At 69.1% G+C, this 20,237-nt stretch carries 17 protein-coding genes, 2 rRNA genes and 1 pseudogene (1 of these 20 cut by a window edge); 14 read left to right on the top strand and 6 right to left on the bottom strand.

Annotated elements, in window-relative coordinates; genetic code table 11:
- Both OG588_RS10675 and rrf read left to right on the top strand, forming a co-directional pair.
- Positions 1-2,876, top strand: a 23S ribosomal RNA gene (locus tag OG588_RS10675); it begins 248 nt to the left of the window's first position.
- Positions 2,877-2,982: 106 nt separating this feature from the next.
- Positions 2,983-3,099, top strand: a 5S ribosomal RNA gene (rrf, locus tag OG588_RS10670).
- Positions 3,100-3,241: 142 nt separating this feature from the next.
- Here the strand turns inward: rrf and OG588_RS10665 are convergent.
- The gene (locus OG588_RS10665; protein ID WP_405947070.1) at positions 3,242-4,306 is read right to left on the bottom strand and encodes a hypothetical protein; all 1,065 of its coding nucleotides are present in this window, start codon (positions 4,304-4,306) and stop codon (positions 3,242-3,244) included.
- Between the two features lie 73 nt (positions 4,307-4,379).
- Between OG588_RS10665 and OG588_RS10660 the strand changes: the two genes are divergently transcribed.
- Both OG588_RS10660 and OG588_RS10655 read left to right on the top strand, forming a co-directional pair.
- A complete protein-coding gene (locus OG588_RS10660; protein WP_405947069.1) occupies positions 4,380-4,823 on the top strand; it encodes a hypothetical protein in 444 nt (147 codons plus the stop codon).
- Complete coding sequence (locus OG588_RS10655) at positions 4,823-5,662, top strand: hypothetical protein (RefSeq protein WP_405947068.1); 840 nt, start codon at positions 4,823-4,825, stop codon at positions 5,660-5,662. Before OG588_RS10660 ends, OG588_RS10655 begins: the two co-directional genes overlap by 1 nt.
- Positions 5,663-5,744: 82 nt before the next feature.
- Here the strand turns inward: OG588_RS10655 and OG588_RS10650 are convergent, their stop codons facing one another.
- Positions 5,745-7,037 (bottom strand): DUF1015 domain-containing protein, encoded by a 1,293-nt coding sequence (locus OG588_RS10650; RefSeq protein WP_405947067.1) that lies wholly within the window; start codon positions 7,035-7,037, stop codon positions 5,745-5,747.
- 72 nt (positions 7,038-7,109) lie between these two features.
- Here OG588_RS10650 and OG588_RS10645 point away from each other — a divergent pair, with 72 nt between their 5' ends.
- From OG588_RS10645 to OG588_RS10630, 4 genes are all read left to right on the top strand, one after another.
- Positions 7,110-8,138: an HAD hydrolase-like protein gene (locus OG588_RS10645; RefSeq protein ID WP_405947066.1), complete on the top strand. Its 1,029-nt coding sequence runs from the start codon at positions 7,110-7,112 to the stop codon at positions 8,136-8,138.
- Positions 8,139-8,212: 74 nt separating this feature from the next.
- Positions 8,213-9,256: a FecCD family ABC transporter permease gene (locus tag OG588_RS10640; RefSeq protein ID WP_405947065.1), complete on the top strand. Its 1,044-nt coding sequence runs from the start codon at positions 8,213-8,215 to the stop codon at positions 9,254-9,256.
- Complete coding sequence (locus OG588_RS10635; protein ID WP_405947064.1) at positions 9,253-10,308, top strand: FecCD family ABC transporter permease; 1,056 nt, start codon at positions 9,253-9,255, stop codon at positions 10,306-10,308. Before OG588_RS10640 ends, OG588_RS10635 begins: the two co-directional genes overlap by 4 nt.
- Entirely contained in the window at positions 10,305-11,222 is a 918-nt protein-coding gene (locus OG588_RS10630; protein ID WP_405947063.1) for an ABC transporter ATP-binding protein, read from the top strand. Before OG588_RS10635 ends, OG588_RS10630 begins: the two co-directional genes overlap by 4 nt.
- A 27-nt stretch (positions 11,223-11,249) precedes the next feature.
- Here the strand turns inward: OG588_RS10630 and OG588_RS10625 are convergent, their stop codons facing one another.
- Positions 11,250-11,597: an SCP2 sterol-binding domain-containing protein gene (locus OG588_RS10625; RefSeq protein ID WP_405947062.1), complete on the bottom strand. Its 348-nt coding sequence runs from the start codon at positions 11,595-11,597 to the stop codon at positions 11,250-11,252.
- A gap of 42 nt (positions 11,598-11,639) precedes the next feature.
- Between OG588_RS10625 and OG588_RS10620 the strand changes: the two genes are divergently transcribed.
- The 6 genes and pseudogenes from OG588_RS10620 (at position 11,640) to OG588_RS10595 (ending at position 17,525) form a co-directional block, all read left to right on the top strand.
- The gene (locus tag OG588_RS10620) at positions 11,640-11,939 is read left to right on the top strand and encodes a hypothetical protein (protein ID WP_405947061.1); all 300 of its coding nucleotides are present in this window, start codon (positions 11,640-11,642) and stop codon (positions 11,937-11,939) included.
- Positions 11,940-11,953: 14 nt separating this feature from the next.
- The gene (locus OG588_RS10615; RefSeq protein ID WP_366097842.1) at positions 11,954-12,769 is read left to right on the top strand and encodes a TlyA family RNA methyltransferase; all 816 of its coding nucleotides are present in this window, start codon (positions 11,954-11,956) and stop codon (positions 12,767-12,769) included.
- On the top strand, positions 12,766-13,671 hold the full coding sequence (locus tag OG588_RS10610) for an NAD kinase (protein ID WP_026179466.1): 906 nt from the start codon (positions 12,766-12,768) through the stop codon (positions 13,669-13,671). Before OG588_RS10615 ends, OG588_RS10610 begins: the two co-directional genes overlap by 4 nt.
- A 140-nt stretch (positions 13,672-13,811) precedes the next feature.
- Positions 13,812-15,530, top strand: coding sequence for a DNA repair protein RecN (gene recN / locus OG588_RS10605; RefSeq protein WP_405953088.1), 1,719 nt, complete (start codon positions 13,812-13,814; stop codon positions 15,528-15,530).
- A 116-nt stretch (positions 15,531-15,646) separates the two neighbouring features.
- A pseudogene (locus OG588_RS10600) lies at positions 15,647-16,081 on the top strand (hypothetical protein); the annotation flags it as partial.
- Positions 16,082-16,385: 304 nt separating this feature from the next.
- Positions 16,386-17,525 (top strand): glycosyltransferase family 4 protein, encoded by a 1,140-nt coding sequence (locus tag OG588_RS10595; RefSeq protein ID WP_405947060.1) that lies wholly within the window; start codon positions 16,386-16,388, stop codon positions 17,523-17,525.
- Between the two features lie 11 nt (positions 17,526-17,536).
- Here the strand turns inward: OG588_RS10595 and OG588_RS10590 are convergent, their stop codons facing one another.
- From OG588_RS10590 to OG588_RS10580, 3 genes are all read right to left on the bottom strand, one after another.
- Positions 17,537-19,183 carry a PucR family transcriptional regulator gene (locus OG588_RS10590; RefSeq protein ID WP_405947059.1) on the bottom strand — a complete coding sequence of 549 codons (1,647 nt, stop codon included), beginning with the start codon at positions 19,181-19,183 and terminating at the stop codon, positions 17,537-17,539.
- A 108-nt stretch (positions 19,184-19,291) separates the two neighbouring features.
- Positions 19,292-19,507: a DUF6243 family protein gene (locus OG588_RS10585; protein ID WP_405947058.1), complete on the bottom strand. Its 216-nt coding sequence runs from the start codon at positions 19,505-19,507 to the stop codon at positions 19,292-19,294.
- A 62-nt stretch (positions 19,508-19,569) separates the two neighbouring features.
- Positions 19,570-20,193, bottom strand: a complete 624-nt coding sequence (locus tag OG588_RS10580) for an exonuclease domain-containing protein (protein ID WP_405947057.1) — start codon at positions 20,191-20,193, stop codon at positions 19,570-19,572.
- Between the last annotated feature and the right edge of the window lie 44 nt (positions 20,194-20,237).

Here is a 20,237-nt window from a genome sequence, read left to right as displayed (position 1 = left end):
TGGCGAGCGAAACCGGATGAGGCCAAACCGTATGCGTGTGAGACCCGGCAGGGGTTGCGTATACGGGGTTGTGGGATCTCTCTTCTGTCGTCTGCCGGCTGACAGGACGAGTCAGAAACCGTTGATGTAGGCGAAGGACATGCGAAAGGTCCGGCGTAGAGGGTAAGACCCCCGTAGTCGAAACATCAACGGCTCGTTTGAGAGACACCCAAGTAGCACGGGGCCCGAGAAATCCCGTGTGAATCTGGCGGGACCACCCGCTAAGCCTAAATATTCCCTGGTGACCGATAGCGGATAGTACCGTGAGGGAATGGTGAAAAGTACCGCGGGAGCGGAGTGAAATAGTACCTGAAACCGTGTGCCTACAAGCCGTGGGAGCGTCGCGCATTGAGTTTACTCAATGCGTCGTGACTGCGTGCCTTTTGAAGAATGAGCCTGCGAGTTTGCGGTGTGTTGCGAGGTTAACCCGTGTGGGGAAGCCGTAGCGAAAGCGAGTCCGAATAGGGCGATTCAGTAGCGCGCTCAAGACCCGAAGCGGAGTGATCTAGCCATGGGCAGGTTGAAGCGGAGGTAAGACTTCGTGGAGGACCGAACCCACCAGGGTTGAAAACCTGGGGGATGACCTGTGGTTAGGGGTGAAAGGCCAATCAAACTCCGTGATAGCTGGTTCTCCCCGAAATGCATTTAGGTGCAGCGTCGTGTGTTTCTTGCCGGAGGTAGAGCACTGGATAGGCGATGGGCCCTACCGGGTTACTGACCTTAGCCAAACTCCGAATGCCGGTAAGTGAGAGCACGGCAGTGAGACTGTGGGGGATAAGCTCCATGGTCGAGAGGGAAACAGCCCAGAGCATCGACTAAGGCCCCTAAGCGTACGCTAAGTGGGAAAGGATGTGGAGTCGCAGAGACAACCAGGAGGTTGGCTTAGAAGCAGCCACCCTTGAAAGAGTGCGTAATAGCTCACTGGTCTAGTGATTCCGCGCCGACAATGTAGCGGGGCTCAAGCGTACCGCCGAAGTCGTGTCATTTCAGCAATAGGGCCAACGCCCGCTGGGATGGGTAGGGGAGCGTCGTGTGCCGGGTGAAGCCGCAGCGGAAGCTAGTGGTGGACGGTTCACGAGTGAGAATGCAGGCATGAGTAGCGATACACACGTGAGAAACGTGTGCGCCGATTGACTAAGGGTTCCTGGGTCAAGCTGATCTGCCCAGGGTAAGTCGGGACCTAAGGCGAGGCCGACAGGCGTAGTCGATGGATAACCGGTTGATATTCCGGTACCCGCTGTGAAGCGTCAAACATTGAACCAGGCGATGCTAAGTCCGTGAAGCCGTTCCGGACCCTTCGGGGAATGGAAAGTGGTGGAGCCGACGGACCAGACCTGCAGTAGGTGAGTGATGGGGTGACGCAGGAAGGTAGTCCATCCCGGGCGGTGGTTGTCCCGGGGTAAGGGTGTAGGACGAGTGGTAGGCAAATCCGCCACTCACATAGTCTGAGACCTGATGCCGAGCCGATTGTGGTGAAGTGGATGATCCTATGCTGTCGAGAAAAGCCTCTAGCGAGTTTCATGGCGGCCCGTACCCTAAACCGACTCAGGTGGTCAGGTAGAGAATACCGAGGCGTTCGGGTGAACTATGGTTAAGGAACTCGGCAAAATGCCCCCGTAACTTCGGGAGAAGGGGGGCCATCACCGGTGATCGGATTTACTCCGTGAGCTGGGGGTGGCCGCAGAGACCAGCGAGAAGCGACTGTTTACTAAAAACACAGGTCCGTGCGAAGCCGTAAGGCGATGTATACGGACTGACGCCTGCCCGGTGCTGGAACGTTAAGGGGACCGGTTAGTGCACTTTCGGGTGTGCGAAGCTGAGAACTTAAGCGCCAGTAAACGGCGGTGGTAACTATAACCATCCTAAGGTAGCGAAATTCCTTGTCGGGTAAGTTCCGACCTGCACGAATGGCGTAACGACTTCTCGACTGTCTCAACCATAGGCCCGGTGAAATTGCACTACGAGTAAAGATGCTCGTTTCGCGCAGCAGGACGGAAAGACCCCGGGACCTTTACTACAGTTTGATATTGGTGTTCGGTTCGGCTTGTGTAGGATAGCTGGGAGACTGTGAAGCTTGGACGCCAGTTCAGGTGGAGTCGTCGTTGAAATACCAGTCTGGTCGTGCTGGATGTCTAACCTGGGTCCGTGATCCGGATCAGGGACAGTGTCTGATGGGTAGTTTAACTGGGGCGGTTGCCTCCTAAAGAGTAACGGAGGCGCCCAAAGGTTCCCTCAGCCTGGTTGGCAATCAGGTGTTGAGTGTAAGTGCACAAGGGAGCTTGACTGTGAGACCGACGGGTCGAGCAGGGACGAAAGTCGGGACTAGTGATCCGGCGGTGGCTTGTGGAAGCGCCGTCGCTCAACGGATAAAAGGTACCCCGGGGATAACAGGCTGATCTTCCCCAAGAGTCCATATCGACGGGATGGTTTGGCACCTCGATGTCGGCTCGTCGCATCCTGGGGCTGGAGTCGGTCCCAAGGGTTGGGCTGTTCGCCCATTAAAGCGGTACGCGAGCTGGGTTTAGAACGTCGTGAGACAGTTCGGTCCCTATCCGCTGCGCGCGCAGGAACATTGAGAAGGGCTGTCCCTAGTACGAGAGGACCGGGACGGACGAACCTCTGGTGTGCCAGTTGTTCTGCCAAGGGCATGGCTGGTTGGCTACGTTCGGGAGGGATAACCGCTGAAAGCATCTAAGCGGGAAGCCTGCTTCGAGATGAGTGTTCCCACCCACTAGATGGGTTAAGGCTCCCAGTAGACGACTGGGTTGATAGGCCGGATCTGGAAGGCGGGTAACCGCTGGAGGTGACCGGTACTAATAGGCCGAGGGCTTGTCCTCAGTTGCTCGCGTCCACTGTGTTAGTTCTGAGACAACGAACAGTTGTCGGCTAGAGCTTGAACCACACAACAGAAAAGTGTGCTTGTTCGCTCGAAACCATTAGGGTTTCGGTGGTCATAGCGTGAGGGAAACGCCCGGTTACATTTCGAACCCGGAAGCTAAGCCTTACAGCGCCGATGGTACTGCAGGGGGGACCCTGTGGGAGAGTAGGACGCCGCCGAACAATATTTGGAGGACCCCTGGTCCCAGCGTTCACGCTGGGACCAGGGGTCCTTTTGTTTTTTCCAGAAACTTTCAGAAACACAGTCCGGAGCGCGCCGAGTAGCTGGCTGCGCGAGAATGACTTGCGGTACCGAAGACAGGAGTCACCGATGTCCACCAACTCTCCCGAGGACCGACCGGAGCGCGACGAGCGGCGACGGGACAGTGGTGACCGCGGCGACCGTGGCGGGTACCGCGGTGGCCCGAGCCGTAGCAACGATCGAGGAAACGACCGCGGCGGCAGCGGCAGCGGCGATCGCGGTGGCTACGGCCGTCGTGATGACAACCGTGGTGGCGCCCCGCGCCGCGACGACCGTGGCAGTGGCGGTGCCGGTAGTGGTGGCGGTGGCGATCGCGGTGGTTTCCGTGGACGTGACGACCGTTCCGCCGGCCCGCGTCGCGATGATCGTCCGTCCGGGCCGCATCGTGACGACCGGCCCGCCGGCCCGCGCCGTGATGACCGTGGTGGCGAGCGCGGAGGACGTCCCGCAGGCGGAGGGTTCCGTCGGGACGACAACCGTGGTGAGCGCCCCGCGTTCCGGCGTGATGACCGAAGCGACAACCGTGGCGGCGAGCGTCGCGACGACAACCGTGGCGATCGCGGTGGTTTCCGTCGCGATGACAACCGGGGGGAGCGTCCGCCGTTCCGTCGGGACGACAATCGCGGTGGCGGTGGTGGTTTCCGGCGTGACGACAATCGCGGTGAGCGGCCTCCGTTCCGGCGTGATGACCGCAGCGACAACCGAGGTGAGCGTCCTGCCTTCCGGCGTGACGACGACCGCGGTGACCGTGGCAGTTACCCCCGCCGTGATGACCGTCGCGATGACCGCCGTAGCGACAGCCGTGGCAGTGACGATCGCGGTGGCTACCGTGGTCGTGACGACCGTTCCGCGGCTCCGCGTCGTGACGACCGGCCCGCCGGCCCCCGTCGCGATGACCGCGGGGGCGATCGTCCGGCCTTCCGTCGTGACGACAGCCGTGGTGAGCGTCCGCCGTTCCGCCGTGACGACCGCAGCGACAACCGGGGTGGCGAGCGTCCGCCCTTCCGTCGTGATGACCGTAGGGACGATCGTCGTGACGGTGACCGTCCTGCCTTCCGGCGGGACGACAACCGCGGTGACCGTGGCAGCTACCCGCGTCGTGACGACCGTCCGTCCGGGCCGCGTCATGATGACCGTGGTGGTGAGCGTCCGGCCTTCCGCCGGGATGACAACCGTGGTGAGCGTCCGCCGTTCCGGCGTGATGACCGCAGCGAAAATCGGGGCGAGCGTCCTGCCTTCCGGCGTGACGACGACCGCGGTGACCGTGGTGGATTCCGTGGGCGTGACGACCGTTCCGCGGCTCCGCGTCGTGATGACCGGCCCTCCGGTCCCCGTCGTGACGACCGCCCGTCCGGTCCCCGTCGTGACGACCGCCCGTCCGGTCCTCGTCGTGACGACCGGCCCGCCGGCCCGCGTCGCGATGACCGTGGTGGCGAGCGCGGAGGACGTCCCGCAGGTGGAGGGTTCCGTCGGGATGACAGCCGCGGTGAGCGGCCGGCGTTCCGCCGTGACGACGACAGGCGTGGCGGTGGCCGGTTCCGTGACGAGCGGGAGCGTGACCGCGACCGTGAGCCGATCAAGCGGCTGCCGATCCCCGAGGACGTCACGGGCGAGGAGATCGACAAGGACGTACGGCAGGAGCTGATGAGTCTGCCGAAGGGGCTCGCGGAGGACGTGTCGAAGAACCTGGTGATGGTCGCCCGGCTCATCGACGAGGACCCCGAGGGCGCCTACGCCTACTCCAAGATCGCCCTGCGTCTGGCGTCGCGCGTCGCCGCCGTACGTGAGGCGGCCGGGTTCGCCGCGTACGCGAACCAGAAGTACAGCGAGGCGCTGGCCGAGTTCCGGGCCGCGCGGCGGATGACCGGCAGCGTGGATCTGTGGCCCGTGATGGCCGACTGCGAGCGTGGGCTCGGGCGGCCCGAGAAGGCGCTGGACATGGCCGGGGCCCCCGAGGTGCACAAGCTCGACAAGGCCGGGCAGGTCGAGATGCGGCTCGTCGCGGCCGGCGCCCGGCGTGACATGGACCAGCTCGACGCGGCCATCGTCACGTTGCAGAGCCCCGAGTTGGCCTCGAACACCGTGCAGCCGTGGACCGCGCGGCTGCGGTACGCCTACGCCGATGCCCTGCTCGCCGCCGGGCGTGAGGACGAGGCGCGGGAGTGGTTCGTCAAGGCCGTGGAGTCCGACAAGGACGACAGCACGGACGCGTCGGACCGCCTTGCCGCGATGGACGGTGTCGAGTTCGTGGACGCGTTCGACGAGGACGAGGACGCCAGCGACACCGTCGGTGTGATTGACGCTGAGACCGAGGTCGATGACGAGGTCGAGGCCGAGCCTCAGGACGACGTCTCCGTAGTCGACGAGTTGGACGACGAGGACGAGGACGTCGATGACGAGGTCGAGGTCGAAGCCGCGGCCGAGGGCAAGGAAGACGTCGTCACGGACGATGTCCTTCTTAAAGAAGACGACGACAAGAACTGACCTACGTCAGTGAAGTGACAAGGGCGGGACCCAGCACTCTGGGGTCCCGCCCTTTCGCGTCTCCGGAGTCGGTCGCGGCGTCTCAGACGTCCAGCGCGCGCAGCACCAGCCCCGACGCCGGTTTCGGGCCGAAGGACGTCGACTTGCGGGGCATCGTGACGCCCTGGCGGGCCAGGTCGCGTACGACCTCCTCGCGGACGGGGTGCATCAACACGGCCGTACCGCCGTCGCGTTCGGCCTTGCGGACCGTGGCGGCGGTGTCATGGATGTAGGCGATGCGGGCCGGGTCGTCCTCAGGGATGAGCCAGACGTGGTCCAGGAGGGTGGCGTGCAGGACCGTGGCGTCCAGGGTGCGCCAGGCCGTGGGGCGGTCGGCCGGGATCGTACGGGCCAGGAGAGCCGGGTCCGGGCGGTCGACCAGGTGGAAGGCGCCGTCGCCGGCGAGGAGGAACGCGTTGCCCGCGCAGGCCGCGTCGGCGAGGGCCTCCAGGGCTTCCGGGAGCGGGACTTCCAAGTGCTGTACGCGGAACAGGCCGTCCAGGGACGCCAGCGCGTCGGACACCGGGACGCCGTGCAGGAGGCGGTGGATCGCGCGGACGCGGAGCGGGTAGCGGGCCGTGTCGACGAGGAGGACCAGGCCGTAGTCCCAGGGGCTGGGAGAAGGGTGCTCCGCGCGTAGACGTCGGTACGTCGCCCAGCGGTGATGGCCGTCGGCGATCAGGGCTTGGTGCTGGGCGAGGTCCGACTGGATGCGGGCCAGGTCGGTGGGGTCGGTGACCGACCAGAGGCGGTGGCTGTAGCCGTCCTCCGTAGTCGTCGACAGGAGTGCGGGGTGCTCGGCGATGCGCTCGACCACCGTCGTCGTGTCGGCCGGTGAGCCGTTGCCCCGGTACGTCAGGAGCAAGGGTTCGAGGTTCGCGGAGGTGGCGCGCATGAGGGCCGCGCGGTCCGCGACCACGTGCGGCATGACGTCCTCGTGCGGCAGGACCACGCCCTCCGACGGGTCCGACAGGCGCAGGGCGCCGATGACGCCGCGCTGCAACAGGCCGTTGCCGTCGCGCTGTTCGTAGACGTACAGGCCGGGCTCGGGGTCGGTGGTGAGGACTCCCTCGGAGAGCCAGCGGCGCAGGGTGTCGGCGGCCTGTTCGTTGCGGGCGCTCGGGGTGACGGCCTGCGGGAGGATCAGCCGGACGATGTTGTGCGGGTCGGAGTCCTGAAGGTGGTGCAGGCCGTCGGGGCGTACGACCACGTCGTACGGTGGGGACGTCACGGCGGCCAGGCTGCCGACCAGGTCGGGGTCGTAGCGAAGGCCTCGGAACGGGGTGAGTTCCAGGCCTCGGCGCTCCGTTGCTTCCGAGTGACCTGCGGTGTTCATCCCGGCATCGTACGTGTGTCAGTGGCATGCGGGATGATCGGGTGAAAGCGATCGAACGAGGAGCGATGTGGAATGAGCCAGAGCGTCAGGACGAGCCCCGACGGCAGTGCCCGGGCCCTGAGCGAGGCGTACGACACGGCGCTGCTCGACCTCGACGGGGTGGTGTACGCGGGGGGCAACGCGATCGCCCACGCGGTCGACTCGCTCGCCACCGCGCGCGGGGGCGGGATGCGGCTGGCCTACGTCACCAACAACGCGCTGCGGACGCCGGATGCCGTGGCGGAGCATCTCACCGAGCTGGGGATACCGACCGGTGCCGACGACGTCATCACCTCCGCGCAGGCCGTCGCCCGGCTGATCAGCGAGCAGGTGCCGGCGGGCTCCCGGGTGCTGGTGATCGGCGGGGAGGGGCTGCGGGTCGCGCTGCGCGAGCGCGGACTTGAGCCTGTCGACTCGGCGGAGGACGAGCCGGTCGCGGTCGTGCAGGGGTACGGCGGCCCGGACCTGGCGTGGGGGCGGTTCGCGGAGGCCTGTTACGCCATCGCGCGCGGGGTGCCGTGGTTCGCGTCCAACACCGACCTCACCATCCCGAGCGCGCGCGGCATCGCGCCGGGCAACGGCGCGGCGGTCGAGGTCGTACGGATAGCGACCGGGGCCGAGCCGCAGGTGGCGGGGAAGCCGTTGCCGCCCATGCACAAGGAGACGATCCTGCGGACGGGCGCCGAGCGGCCGTTGGTCGTGGGGGACCGGCTGGACACGGACATCGAGGGGGCGTTCAACGGGGACGTGGATTCCCTGCTCGTCCTGACCGGTGTGACCGACGGCGCTCAGCTCCTCGCCGCGCCGCCGCAGCACCGGCCGACGTACGTCGACGCCGATCTGCGGGGCATGCTCACCGGGCAGCCCGAGGTCACCGAGGCGGGAGACGGCTTCCGGTGCGGTGGCTGGACGGCGACGGCGGGCCGCGACCGGCTGGAACTCGACGGTGAGGGCGAGCCCTTGGACGGGCTCCGGGCGCTGTGCGCGGCGGCCTGGACGGCGGCGGGGGACGGTTCCTGCACGCTGGACGGGGAGAAGGCGCTGGCGCGACTGGGGGTGTGAGGCGCCGCTCGTCGAGAGGGGTACGGAGGGACTCGACCTTCGGCCGGAATGCGAGGGTAGGCTAACCTAACCTCGTGTTGGTCGACAGTCCCCCAGAACAGCGCGCGGAGACCGCCCCCGCGCCCCCAACCCGCCGGGCGATACGTGTCCTTGGGCTCTTCGCCTCCGTGGCGCTCCTGGTGCTCGTCGCCTTGGCGAGCATCGCGATCGGCGCGAAATCGCTGCCGTTGGGGGATGTGTGGCACGGCCTGTTCCATGACTCGGGGACCTACGCGGACATCGTGGTCGACGACCGGATCTCCCGTACGGTCCTCGGGCTGCTCGCCGGTGCCGCGCTCGGCCTCTCCGGCGCCGTCCTCCAGGCGCTCACCCGCAACCCCCTCGCCGACCCCGGCCTGCTCGGCATCAACGCCGGCGCCTCGGCCGCGGTCGTCACCGCGATCACGTACTTCGGTGTCACGTCGCTGAGCGGCTACGTCTGGTTCGCCTTCGCGGGCGCGGCTGTCGTCGGCGCTCTGGTCTGGTTCCTGGGCGGCAGCCGAGGCGCCACACCCGTGCGCCTCGCGCTCGCCGGTACCGCGATCAGTGCCGCGCTCTACGGCTATCTCCAGGCCGTCATGATCATGGACGACGCGGCGCTGTCCAAGATGCGCTTCTGGACGGTCGGTTCGCTGTCCTCGGCCACCGGCTCGACGATCACCCAGGTAGCGCCGTTCCTCGCGGTCGGCACGGTCGTCGCCCTGCTGCTCGCCCGGCCGCTGAACGCGGTGGCGATGGGCGACGACACCGCCCGCGCCCTCGGTGCCAACCTCAACCGGACCCGCGCGCTCGCCATGCTCTCCGCGACCGTGCTGTGCGGGGCGGCGACCGCCGCCTGCGGCCCGATCGTCTTCGTCGGCCTGATGGTGCCGCACGTGGTGCGCTCGTTCACCGGGCCCGACCTGCGCTGGATCCTGCCGTACGCCACGATCCTGTCGCCCGTGCTGCTGCTCGGCGCGGACGTCCTCGGGCGGATGATCGCGCGGCCCGCGGAGTTGCAGGTCGGCATCGTCACCGCGGTCATCGGTGGTCCGGTCTTCATCTATCTCGTACGACGGCGGAGGACGGCCCAGCTGTGACGGCCACATCAACTCAGGCTCTCCGTACGCGAGCTGTACGGACCGGCGGGCTCTCCCTCCGCTTCGACCTCCGTGCCTTCACGGTCGTCGTCCTTCTCCTGGTCTGCGCGCTCGCCGCGAGTGTCGTGCTGATCGGTACCGGGGACTTCCCGATCTCGGCCGGGGATGTGCTGAAGACGCTGTTCGGGGGAGGTGATCCGGGTCAGGAGTTCATCGTCAACGAACTGCGGTTGCCGCGCGTCCTCGTCGGGCTGCTGGTCGGGGCCGCGCTCGGGCTCGGCGGAGCGCTGTTCCAGTCCATCTCCCGCAATCCGCTGGGCAGTCCGGACGTGCTCGGCCTCTCGCAGGGGTCGACGGCCGGGGCGCTCGTCATGATCGTGCTGTTCTCCGGCAGCGCTACGGCCGTCACCCTCGGGGCGCTCGTCGGCGGTCTGGTCACCGGGCTCGCGATCTACCTGCTCGCCTGGAAGCAGGGGGTGCACGGGTACCGGCTCGTCCTCGTCGGCATCGGCGTCTCCGCCGTCGTCACCGCCGTCAACGGCTATCTGCTCGCCAAGGCCGACCTCGTCGACGCGGCCCGCGCGGTCGTCTGGATGACCGGCTCCCTCAACGGCCGTGACTGGACCCAGGTCTGGCCGCTGCTCGCGCTGTGCGCCGTACTCCTGCCGCTGGTCCTCGCCAACGCGCGCGGGCTGCGGATGATGGAGATGGGCGACGACGTGTCGTACGCCCTCGGGGTCCGCGTCGAGCGCGTACGGCTGCTGCTGATGGTGGCCGCCGTGCTGCTCACCTCGGCCGCGACCGCCGCCGCCGGACCGGTCGGCTTCGTGGCGCTCACGGCGCCGCAGCTCGCCCGGCGCCTGACCCGCTCGCCGGGTCCGAACCTGGTGCCCTCGCTGTGCATGGGCGCCACCCTCCTGGTCACCGCCGACTGGGCCTCCCAACGGGCGTTCGGCGCCGACCAGTTGCCCGTGGGCGTGGTCACCGGAGTCCTCGGCGGGGTCTACCTGCTGTGGCTCCTGGTCACCGAGCGCAAGGCGGGCCGGATATGAACGACCAGGGCAACCAGGGCAACCAGAACGACCAGAGCGGCCTCAGCAGCGGGCTGAACAATCGAAGGAGCACCGTGAACCGCCTGTCCGCCGAGAACGTCACCCTCGCCTACGACCAGCGCGTCATCGCACGCGAGCTGTCGGTGGAGATACCCGACAACTCCTTCACGGTGATCGTCGGCCCGAACGCGTGCGGCAAGTCCACCCTGCTGCGCGCCCTGTCACGGATGCTGAAGCCGAACGAGGGCCGGGTGCTGCTCGACGGGCAGGTCATCCAGTCGATGCCGGCGAAGAAGGTCGCCCGCACCCTGGGCCTGCTCCCGCAGTCGTCCATCGCGCCCGACGGGATCACCGTCGGTGACCTCGTGGGCCGCGGCCGGTATCCGCACCAGGGCATCCTGCGCCAGTGGTCCCAGGAGGACGAGCGGGTCGTACAGGAGTCGATGGCGCAGACCGGTGTCGCCGAGCTGGCCGATCGCTATGTCGACGAACTGTCCGGCGGGCAGCGGCAGCGCGTGTGGATCGCGATGGCGCTCGCCCAGCAGACACCCCTGCTGCTGCTCGACGAGCCGACCACCTATCTGGACATCCAGCACCAGATCGACGTCCTCGACCTCTGCGCCGAACTGCACGAGGAGCAGGGCCGCACGCTGGTCGCGGTGCTGCACGACCTCAACCACGCCGCCCGGTACGCCACCCACCTCATCGCGCTGCGGGAGGGCGCGGTCATCGCGCAGGGCGCCCCGAGCGACATCGTCACGGCCGAACTGGTCGAGGAGGTCTTCGGGCTGCGCTGCCAGGTCATCGACGATCCGGAGACGGGGACGCCGTTGGTGGTGCCGGCGGCGCGCAAGGCACGTACGGCACAGGCGCGGACCGACCACCGGAAGGTGGCCGCCACAAAAGCTCCCTGAGGTGACTACAGAAGCTTCCTGACGCGACTACAGAAGCTTCCTGAGGCGGAACAGGTCGAACACGTTGGCCTCCAGCTTCACCCGGCCCGAGCCCCAGGCTTTCGCGAAGTTCAGCCCGCCGTTGACCATGGCGACCAGGTCGTCGCCCGCCATGATCAACCTGATCTGGGCCTTCTCCGCCGGAAGGCCCTGCACGGTCTCGTCCACCACGATGCGGCCGCCGGTGAGCCGGCCGACGAACGTGACGTCGAGGTCGGTGATCCGGCAGCTGACCGAACGGTCCATGGCCGCGGCGGCGCGGACATTCCCATCGGCCTTCTGCATGTTGTCCGAGAGCTTCTCGAGTGCGACGCGGCACTCTTCGATCGTTGCCATCGTGATCGACGGTACCCCAGGCCTACGAGGTAGCGTCTGGGCATGAGCGACTCATTGCCCGAGGCCGAGGTCGGGGCCGTAGCGGAGGGTGTTCCGGAGGCCGTCGTGGAGGCGGAGCCCGCGTACGACCCCGCCGCCCCCGCGCCGCTGAACGTGGACCGCACGCCGAGCGGCAACGCCGACGTCGACGCCCAGCTCGGGCGGCTGGCCGACACCGACCACCTCGCCACGGACGGGCATGTCGAGGTGTACGAGGATGTACACCGGGGGCTGCGCGACGCACTCACCGCGCTCGACGCCCGCCCGGGACCTCCGGCGCCCCCCTCGCCGTACGGAAACTAGGAGCTGAACCGAACGTGGCAGGAGTGGCACGCCGACGTCTCGACGCCGAGCTGGTCCGACGGAAGCTCGCGCGGTCGCGGGAGCACGCGAGCCAGTTGATCGCCGCCGGCCGGGTCACCGTCGGCAAGACCGTCGCGACCAAGCCCGCCACCCAGGTGGAGACCGCGGCCGCGATCGTCGTCGTAGCGGATGACGACGACCCCGACTACGTCTCGCGGGGCGGCCACAAGCTCGCGGGTGCGCTGGAGGTCTTCGTACCGCGGGGGCTCGTGGTCGAGGGACGGCGGGCGCTGGACGCCGGCGCGTCCACCGGTGGCTTCACCGATGTGCTGTTGCGCGCGGGTGCCACGCAGGTCGTGGCGGTCGACGTCGGGTACGGACAACTCGCGTGGTCTCTTCAGAGCGATGAACGCGTCACCGTCAAGGACCGTACGAACGTACGCGAGTTGACGCTTGAAGCGATCGATGGGGAGCCTGTGGATCTAGTCGTGGGGGATCTGTCCTTCATCCCGCTCGGGCTGGTGCTGCCCGCCCTGGCGCGGTGCACGAAGCCGGACGCGGACCTGGTGATGATGGTCAAGCCGCAGTTCGAGGTGGGGAAGGAACGGCTGGGGAGCGGCGGTGTCGTACGCAGCCCCGAACTCCGGGCCGAGGCCGTACGCGGTGTCGCCCGGCGGGCCGCGGAACTGGGGCTCGGGGTGGAGGGTGTCACCGCCAGCCCGCTGCCCGGGCCCTCCGGGAATGTCGAGTACTTTCTGTGGCTGCGGGCCGGCGCACCCGAACTTGACCCGGCCGATGTTGACCGTGCAGTGGCGGAGGGGCCGCGTTGACACAGAACCGAGCTCGTACTGTTTTCCTGCTCGCGCACACGGGTCGCCCTGCGGCCATCCGGAGTGCCGAGCTGGTCGTCAAGGGGCTGCTCCAGTCCGGTATCGGAGTGCGCGTCCTGGAGTACGAGGCACGCGACCTGCCGCTCCCGGACGAGGTGGAGACGGTCACCGAGGCCACCCCGCAGTGCCTTGAGGGCTGCGAGCTGCTCATCGTCCTCGGCGGCGACGGCACGCTGCTGCGCGGCGCGGAGTTCGCGCGGGCGTCCGGGGTGCCGATGCTCGGCGTCAACCTCGGCAGCGTGGGGTTCCTCGCGGAGGCGGAGCGGGACGATCTCGACAAGGTCGTGGACCGGGTGGTCACGCGGGCGTACGAGGTCGAGGAGCGGATGACCGTCGATGTCGTCGTGCACAAGAACGGCAACATCGTGCACACGGACTGGGCGCTGAACGAGGCGGCGGTGCAGAAGGCCGGCGCCGAGAAGCTGCTGGAAGTCGTCCTGGAGATTGATGGGCGCCCGGTGACTGGGTTCGGGTGTGACGGGATCGTTTGTGCGACGCCTACTGGGTCTACGGCGTATGCGTTCTCGGCTGGGGGGCCTGTGGTGTGGCCCGAGGTCGAGGCGTTGCTGATGGTGCCGATCAGTGCGCATGCGTTGTTCGCGAAGCCGTTGGTCACGTCGCCGGATTCTGTGCTTGCCGTTGAGGTGTTGCCGCATATCCCCCCGGGGGTTCTGTGGTGTGACGGGCGGCGGACTGTTGAGCTGCCTGCCGGGGCTCGGGTTGAGGTGCGTAGGGGCGCTGTGCCTGTGCGGCTTGCTCGGCTGCACCATGCGTCGTTTACCGATCGGCTTGTTGCTAAGTTCGCTCTGCCTGTTTCGGGGTGGCGTGGGGCTCCTCATTAGAGTGCGCGCCGGTGGGGGCTGAGCGCGCAGTTCCCCGCGCCCCTAAAAACAAAAAACAGAGTGGGGACACTCCCCCGGGTGACAGGGCGCCTCGCGCTTCTCCCTCCCTACCTCGTAAGGTCTTCACCGTGCTGGAAGAGATGCGGATACGGTCGCTCGGAGTCATCGACGATGCTGTCGTCGAACTGTCGCCGGGGTTCACCGCTGTCACGGGTGAGACCGGTGCGGGTAAGACCATGGTCGTCACCAGCCTCGGGCTGTTGCTGGGTGGGCGGGCCGACCCGGCGTTGGTGCGGATCGGGGCGAAGAACGCGGTCGTGGAGGGGCGGATCTCCGTTCCTCCCGGCGGCTCCGCCGTGCTGCGCGCCGAGGAGGCCGGTGCCGAGCTGGAGGACGGGACGCTGCTCATCAGCCGTACCGTTTCCGCCGAAGGGCGCTCCCGGGCGCACCTGGGCGGGCGGTCCGTGCCGGTGGGGGTCCTCGCGGAGCTGGCCGACGAGCTGGTCGCCGTGCACGGGCAGACCGATCAGCAGGGGCTGTTGAAGCAGTCCCGGCAGCGGCAGGCGCTCGACCGGTACGCCGGGGACGCCGTCACCGGACCGCTCACGAAATACGCGGAGGCGTATCGGCGGCTGCGCGCCGTCGCCGTCGAGCTGGACGAGATCACCACCCGCGCGCGTGAACGGGCCCAGGAAGCCGACATGTTGCGCTACGGCCTCGACGAGATCGCGGGCGTCGAGCCGCGTCCCGGTGAGGACGTCGAACTCGCCGCCGAAGCCGAACGGCTCGGGCACGCCGAGGCGTTGGCGTCCGCCGCCACGGCCGCGCACGCCGCGCTCGCCGGCAACCCCGAGGACCCCGAGGGCATCGACGCGGCGACCCTCGTCGCGGGTGCGCAGCGGGCCCTGGAGGCCGTACGGTCGCACGATTCCGAACTGGCCTCGCTCACCGACCGGATCGGTGAGATCGGCATCCTTCTGGGCGATGTGGCGGGGGAGTTGGCGGGGTATGCCGACGACCTGGACGCCGATCCGCTGCGGCTGGCCGCGGTCGAGGAGCGCCGGGCCGCCCTCAACGCGCTCACCCGGAAGTACGGCGCGGACATCACCGCCGTGCTCGCGTACGCCGAGCAGGGTGCCTCCCGGCTCACCGAACTCGACGGCGACGACGAGCGCATCGACGAACTGACCGCCGAGCGGGACGCGCTGCGCGGTGAACTGGGCGGCCTCGCCCAGGCGTTGACCGACGCGCGGATGGAGGCCGCCGAGCGCTTCGCCGCGGCGGTGACCGCGGAGCTGGCTTCCCTCGCGATGCCGCACGCGCGCGTGTCGTTCGAGATCCGGCAGACCGAGGACCCGGAGGGCGTCGAGGTCGGCGGGCGCGCGGTCGCCTACGGCCCCTCGGGCGTCGACGAGGTCGAACTGCTCCTCGCCCCGCACCCGGGCGCTCCGCCGCGCCCCATCGCCAAGGGTGCGTCCGGCGGTGAACTGTCCCGCGTGATGCTCGCCGTGGAGGTCGTGTTCGCCGGAACCGACCCCGTCCCGACCTACCTCTTCGACGAGGTCGACGCCGGCGTCGGCGGCAAGGCGGCGGTCGAGATCGGCCGGCGCCTCGCGAAGCTCGCGAAGACCGCGCAGGTCGTCGTCGTCACGCACCTGCCCCAGGTCGCCGCCTTCGCCGACCGGCAGTTGCTGGTCGAGAAGACCAACGACGGGTCCGTCACCCGCTCCGGCGTGAAGGTCCTCGAAGGCGAGGACCGCGTACGGGAGTTGTCCCGGATGCTGGCCGGCCAGGAGGACTCGGAGACGGCGCGGGCGCATGCGGAGGAGTTGCTGGCGACGGCACGGGCGGACGGCTAGCGGGTAGTTCCGTGGGGGTGCCGGTGCCTGCTCCTGTGTGAAGGTTCTCGAAGGCGAGGACCGGATACGGGAGTTGTCCCGGATGCCGGCCGGCCCGGAGGACTCGGAGACGGCCCGGGGCGCTGCTCAAGGAGCGGCCTCTCGACAAGGTGCTCGCGGGGGTCGTGATCGCCGGTGCGGCGCACTTCGTCAACCTCGTGGACCTACGCCCAGGTCGGGCCGTCGGCACCGTACTCGCCCTCGCCGCACCGGGGTTGCTGCGCCGGGGGCCCGGCGCGGAACTGGCCGCCGCCACGATCGGCGCCGCCGGTGCGGTGCTCCCGGACGACCTCGGTGAGCGGACGATGCTCGGCGACGCGGAGGCACACGCCTTGGGCGCGGCACTCGGCGTGGCCGTCGTCGCCGGCAACGGGCGGGCGGGGCTCGTGGCGCATGCCGCCGCTGTGGTGGCTGCGGCGGTCTACGGAGACCGGGTGAGCGCGTTGGCGCGGGCGTTGCGAGGGGGCGGTGAGGTGAGGTGTGGGTGCGCGGCGGGCTCGGGTGGTGTGTGAGCGTGCCTTCTTGGACGGGGGCAGGCCTGGACGGTCCGTGAGCGTGCTCCCTCGGACGCGGCCCGCCGCACCCCTCCTGCCTCATCCACCGCAGAACCCCCCTCCCCCTCACTCGTACGGGTGATCCCCGCGCCCCTGTTGCCCTTCCGCACAGCCCCCACACCTTCCGGCGTTGCCGGAACACCCGTACGTGCTGGCATCCTTGAGACGGAACGCGTAGGAAGCGTGCGGTACACCCCCTCCGCCCGATCCTTCTGTACTTTTCTTCGTGACCGCCCGTCGCCGAACCAGGAGCCCCGGCCACGTGACCCCCGTGAGCAGCCACTCACCGCACGGCCAGTCGCCGCTGCGCACCGTGCAGGTGCTCGGCGGAGGCAATGCCGCCAGTAGCGCGCATGTGCGCTCCCTGGCCTCCGGGCTCGTCGCACGGGGCGTGCGGGTGACGGTGTGCGCCCCCGTCGAGGCCGATCACACCTACGACTTCACGGGCGCCGGTGCCGAACACGTGCACGTGCCCCGCAGCAGCGACCCGGCCTCCGTCGCCGCGCTGCGAGCGGCCTGCGCCGACGCCGACCTCGTGCACGCGCACGGGCTGCACGCCTCCTTCCGCGCCGTCCTCGCGCTCAGTGGTCGCCGTACCCCGCTCGTCGTGACGTGGCACAACCGCGCCCATGCCGAAGGGGCCAGGGCACACCTGCTGCGGCTGCTGGAGCGGCGGGTCGTGAAGGCCGCCGTCGTCGTCCTCGGGACCACGTCCGATCTGGTCGACAGGGCTCGGCGGACCGGCGCCCGGGACGCCCGTCTCGCCGCCGTCGCACTGCCGGGGCCGCGCCGGGCCGTCGCGGACCATGAAGATCTCGATCCGCTGAGCCCCAAGCTCCGGGCCGAACTCGGCGCCACCGACCGCCCGTTGCTCCTCGCCGTCGGCTCGCTCGACCGACAGCGGGGTTACGACACGCTCCTGGACGCCTCGCGCGGCTGGTGCCGTCTCGATCCGACGCCGTTGCTCGTGATCGCGGGGGAGGGGCCGCTGCGGGGCGAGTTGCAGCGCCGCATCGAGGACGAGGAACTGCCGGTGCGGCTCATCGGACGGCGCGATGACGTGAGTGAACTTCTCGGCGCCGCCGACCTCGCACTCCTGCCCAGCAGTTGGGAGTCCCGCTCGGTGATCGCCCAGGAGGCCCTCCATGCCCGCGTGCCGCTCGTCGCGACCGCCGTCGGCGGCATCCCCGAACTCGTCGGAGACGCCGCCGAACTCGTGCCCTACGGCGACGCCAAGGCCCTCGCCGACGCGGTCATCGGACTGCTGCGCGACCCCGAACGCCGGGAACTGCTCCGGGAGAAGGGCGCCCGACAGGCGGCCACTTGGCCGACCGAGGACGAGACCGTCGCCCAAGTGCTGAGCGTCTACGACGAGTTGACCCAGCCCCTGCCGTTCACCTGAGAAACGGCACCTCAGGGGACGAGCCTGCGGGCCCGCAGCGCCAGGCTCAACGCCAGTACCGTCTGCGGGTCTTCGAGGTCCGTGCCGAGCAACTCCCCGATGCGGGCGAGCCTGTTGTAGAGGGTCTGCCGGTTGAGGTGCAGCTCGCGGGCCGTCTCCGCCTTGCGGCCCGCGTGCGCCAAGTACGTTTCCAGGGTGGGCAGTAGGGGCGGCTTGGAGCGGTTGTCGTGGTCGCGGAGCGGGCCGATCGCGCGGTCCACGAAGGCCGCCAGGTCGGGATGGTCGCGCAGTCGCCACAGCAGCAGCTCGATGTCCAGGCGCCGGGCGTCGTACCAGGGCTGGTCGGTCAGGCCCTGTGCCGCTGTCGCCGTCTCGGCCGCGTGTCGTAGGCCCGCCGACGCGGCCGCCCAGCCGCCGGCCACGCCGACGACCACGATCGGCGGCTGTGCTCCCGGGCGTTGCATCCCGGCCCGCTCGACTCCCGCCCGCAGCGCCGCCGCCACCCGATCCGAGACCGCCGATCGCTCCGACTCCGAGCGCAGGCCGAGGAGGAGTGGGACGCGGCCCTCCACCGGTCGTACGCCCAACAGGACCGGGACGCCCACCGAGGCCAGTTCCTCGGCGACCGCGCGGGCCAGGACCGCCCAGCCGCCGCCGGGGGCGGCCAAGGCGTCGCCCAGCCGCATCACCACGGGCAGCAGCGGGCTGGTGCCGGGCTTGAAGCCCAGTACGCGGGCCTGTGCCGGGGCGTCCTCGGCGGCGATGCGGCCCTCGGCGAGGTCGGTGAGGAAGTCGCCGCGTCCGCGTGCCGCCAGCTCCTCCTCCTGGCGGGCCTGCATCAGGACCACGGCCAGGATGTCGGCGGCCCGTTCGGCGGCGATGCGGTGCACGGGGGCGAGCGGCCCCCGTACCGGAAGCAGCACGATCCGCGCCCGCACCGAACCCGTACCGGGACCGCCCCCGGGCACCTCCACGATCACCGAACCGGCGGGCGGCGAGGCGTCCTTGTGCTGGCCGCGCAGCCCCTCCCACACCTGGAGCGGGTCGGCGCCCTCGGGGCCCGCCCCCGCCGCGTAGAGGAGTTGACCGTCCGGGGTCTCCAGGAAGACCGGGTTGCCGCTGAAGTCGGCCAGGATGCCCAGGACTTGGGGGATTCCGCCGCCGCCGAGCAACGCCTCCGTGCAGCGGCGGTGGACCTCCTCGGCCTGCTGGAGCAGCGCGTAGTGGCCGTTGACGATCTCGGTGTGGATCTCCTCGGTGACCGCGACGAACGGCACCTCGCGGTGCAGCTGGACGAGCGGGAGGCCGGTCGCGCGAGCCGTCTCGACCAGGGTGGCGGGGAGACGGTCGAAGCGCGGGCCGAGTTCGACGACCAGGGCCGCGATGCCGCGCTCGGCGAGGGTGCGGACGAACGCGCGCTGCTCCGCGGGGCGCGTACCGAGGCCGTAGCCCGTGGTCAGGAGGAGTTCGCCGCCCTTGAGGAGGGAGGCGATGTTCGGGACCTCGCCCGCGTGCACCCACCGTACGGTCCGCTGGAGCCGGTCGGCGCCCGCCAGGATCTCCGGCAGCCCGCTGCGCAGCCCGGGCAGCTCCAGCGCCCGCTGAACGGTGATGCCGGCGCCCTGGCTGTCGAATGTGCTGTCCGTACGGCTGTCCATGCTGCGGACGGTACCTGCGGAAACGCCCCGGGCACATCTCGGGCCCGGGGCGTGTGCTCGGCGGTGGTGTCCGTTTCCTCTGCCGCAGCTGGAGGCCGCGGCGGTGTGTCAGCTCTGTGCGGTGTCGTCGTCCGCCTGCTCGGCGCCCTCGGCCGCGAGGGCCTTCTCGCGCATCTTGCGCACCAGCTCCGCCTTCTGGTCGGCCGCGCCCTGGCGGTCGAGGTTGCGGTGCGGACCGTGGTTCTGCCGTTCTTCGCGGGACTGCTTCTTGCGCTTGCCGCCGCCCATGCCCACGGGGTTGTTGATGTTCTTGCTCACGGTCACGGGTTCTCCCGGTAGTGATGTGGAGTGATCTACGGATTCATCGGAAGAACACGGCGAAGACGTTACCCGGTCCCGTCGGTCCCGCAGACCAACTTCTTCGCCGCCGCGGGCGTTGTGTCCGGCCACGCGCCCCGCTCGGACAGGTGGAGAACGAGGGCGGCGATGTTCCAGGCGTCGTCCTCGCCGCGGTGGTGCCGGCCTTCGAGGCGCAGTCCGGCGATCTCCAGGGCCTGCGCCATGCCAGGACGTTTGCGGAGGCCGTGCGCCTCGGTGAAGGCCGCTTTGGCGTTGGTGTGGTGCCGGCCGAAGGGATAGGGCGTCCGGGTGCTCTGGCACTGCCGGGTGAACTGGTTGCGGTCGTAGTCGCCCCAACTGGCCCACGGGCGGGACCCGGCGTGATGTTCGGCGGCCAGCAGCCGGCACGCCTCGGCGAAGCCGACCCCTCCGTCCACCTCGTGCTGCGTGAGGCCGGTCAGCTCGGTGCAGAACTCGCTGACCGCGGACCGGACGGGCCGCACCAGGATCCGATGCCGGGCGAGGCGTTCCGCGCCGGCCAGGTCGACGACGGTCAGCCCGATCTCGATGATCTCGCTGACCGCGCCCGGCGGTTGGCCGCCATCCCAGCAGGTGGCTTCGACGTCCACGACGTTCAGGAGCCGCCCGGCCCCGGTGCTGGTGCTGTCCATGGCGGGAAGGGTAGGGATGAGCGGCGGCCGGGGCACCTGAATTT

The organism is Streptomyces prunicolor, assembly GCF_045162825.1.
GTDB classification, from domain to species: domain Bacteria; phylum Actinomycetota; class Actinomycetes; order Streptomycetales; family Streptomycetaceae; genus Streptomyces; species Streptomyces prunicolor.
This window is presented reverse-complemented; position numbering and strand designations above follow the sequence as displayed.

Bases quoted from the DNA above. Each gene is read 5' to 3' on its own strand.
- OG588_RS10625 (WP_405947062.1), bottom strand. From the start codon at position 11,597: ATGGCAACGATCGAAGAGTGCCGCGTCGCACTCGAGAAGCTCTCGGAC.
- OG588_RS10645 (WP_405947066.1), top strand. From the start codon at position 7,110: ATGAGCCAGAGCGTCAGGACGAGCCCCGACGGCAGTGCCCGGGCCCTG.
- OG588_RS10620 (WP_405947061.1), top strand. From the start codon at position 11,640: ATGAGCGACTCATTGCCCGAGGCCGAGGTCGGGGCCGTAGCGGAGGGT.
- OG588_RS10630 (WP_405947063.1), top strand. From the start codon at position 10,305: ATGAACGACCAGGGCAACCAGGGCAACCAGAACGACCAGAGCGGCCTC.
- OG588_RS10660 (WP_405947069.1), top strand. From the start codon at position 4,380: ATGACCGCAGCGAAAATCGGGGCGAGCGTCCTGCCTTCCGGCGTGACG.
- OG588_RS10650 (WP_405947067.1), bottom strand. From the start codon at position 7,037: ATGAACACCGCAGGTCACTCGGAAGCAACGGAGCGCCGAGGCCTGGAA.
- OG588_RS10590 (WP_405947059.1), bottom strand. From the start codon at position 19,183: ATGGACAGCCGTACGGACAGCACATTCGACAGCCAGGGCGCCGGCATC.
- OG588_RS10580 (WP_405947057.1), bottom strand. From the start codon at position 20,193: ATGGACAGCACCAGCACCGGGGCCGGGCGGCTCCTGAACGTCGTGGAC.
- OG588_RS10665 (WP_405947070.1), bottom strand. From the start codon at position 4,306: ATGACGCGGCCCGGACGGACGGTCGTCACGACGCGGGTAGCTGCCACG.
- OG588_RS10655 (WP_405947068.1), top strand. From the start codon at position 4,823: ATGAGTCTGCCGAAGGGGCTCGCGGAGGACGTGTCGAAGAACCTGGTG.
- recN (WP_405953088.1), top strand. From the start codon at position 13,812: ATGCGGATACGGTCGCTCGGAGTCATCGACGATGCTGTCGTCGAACTG.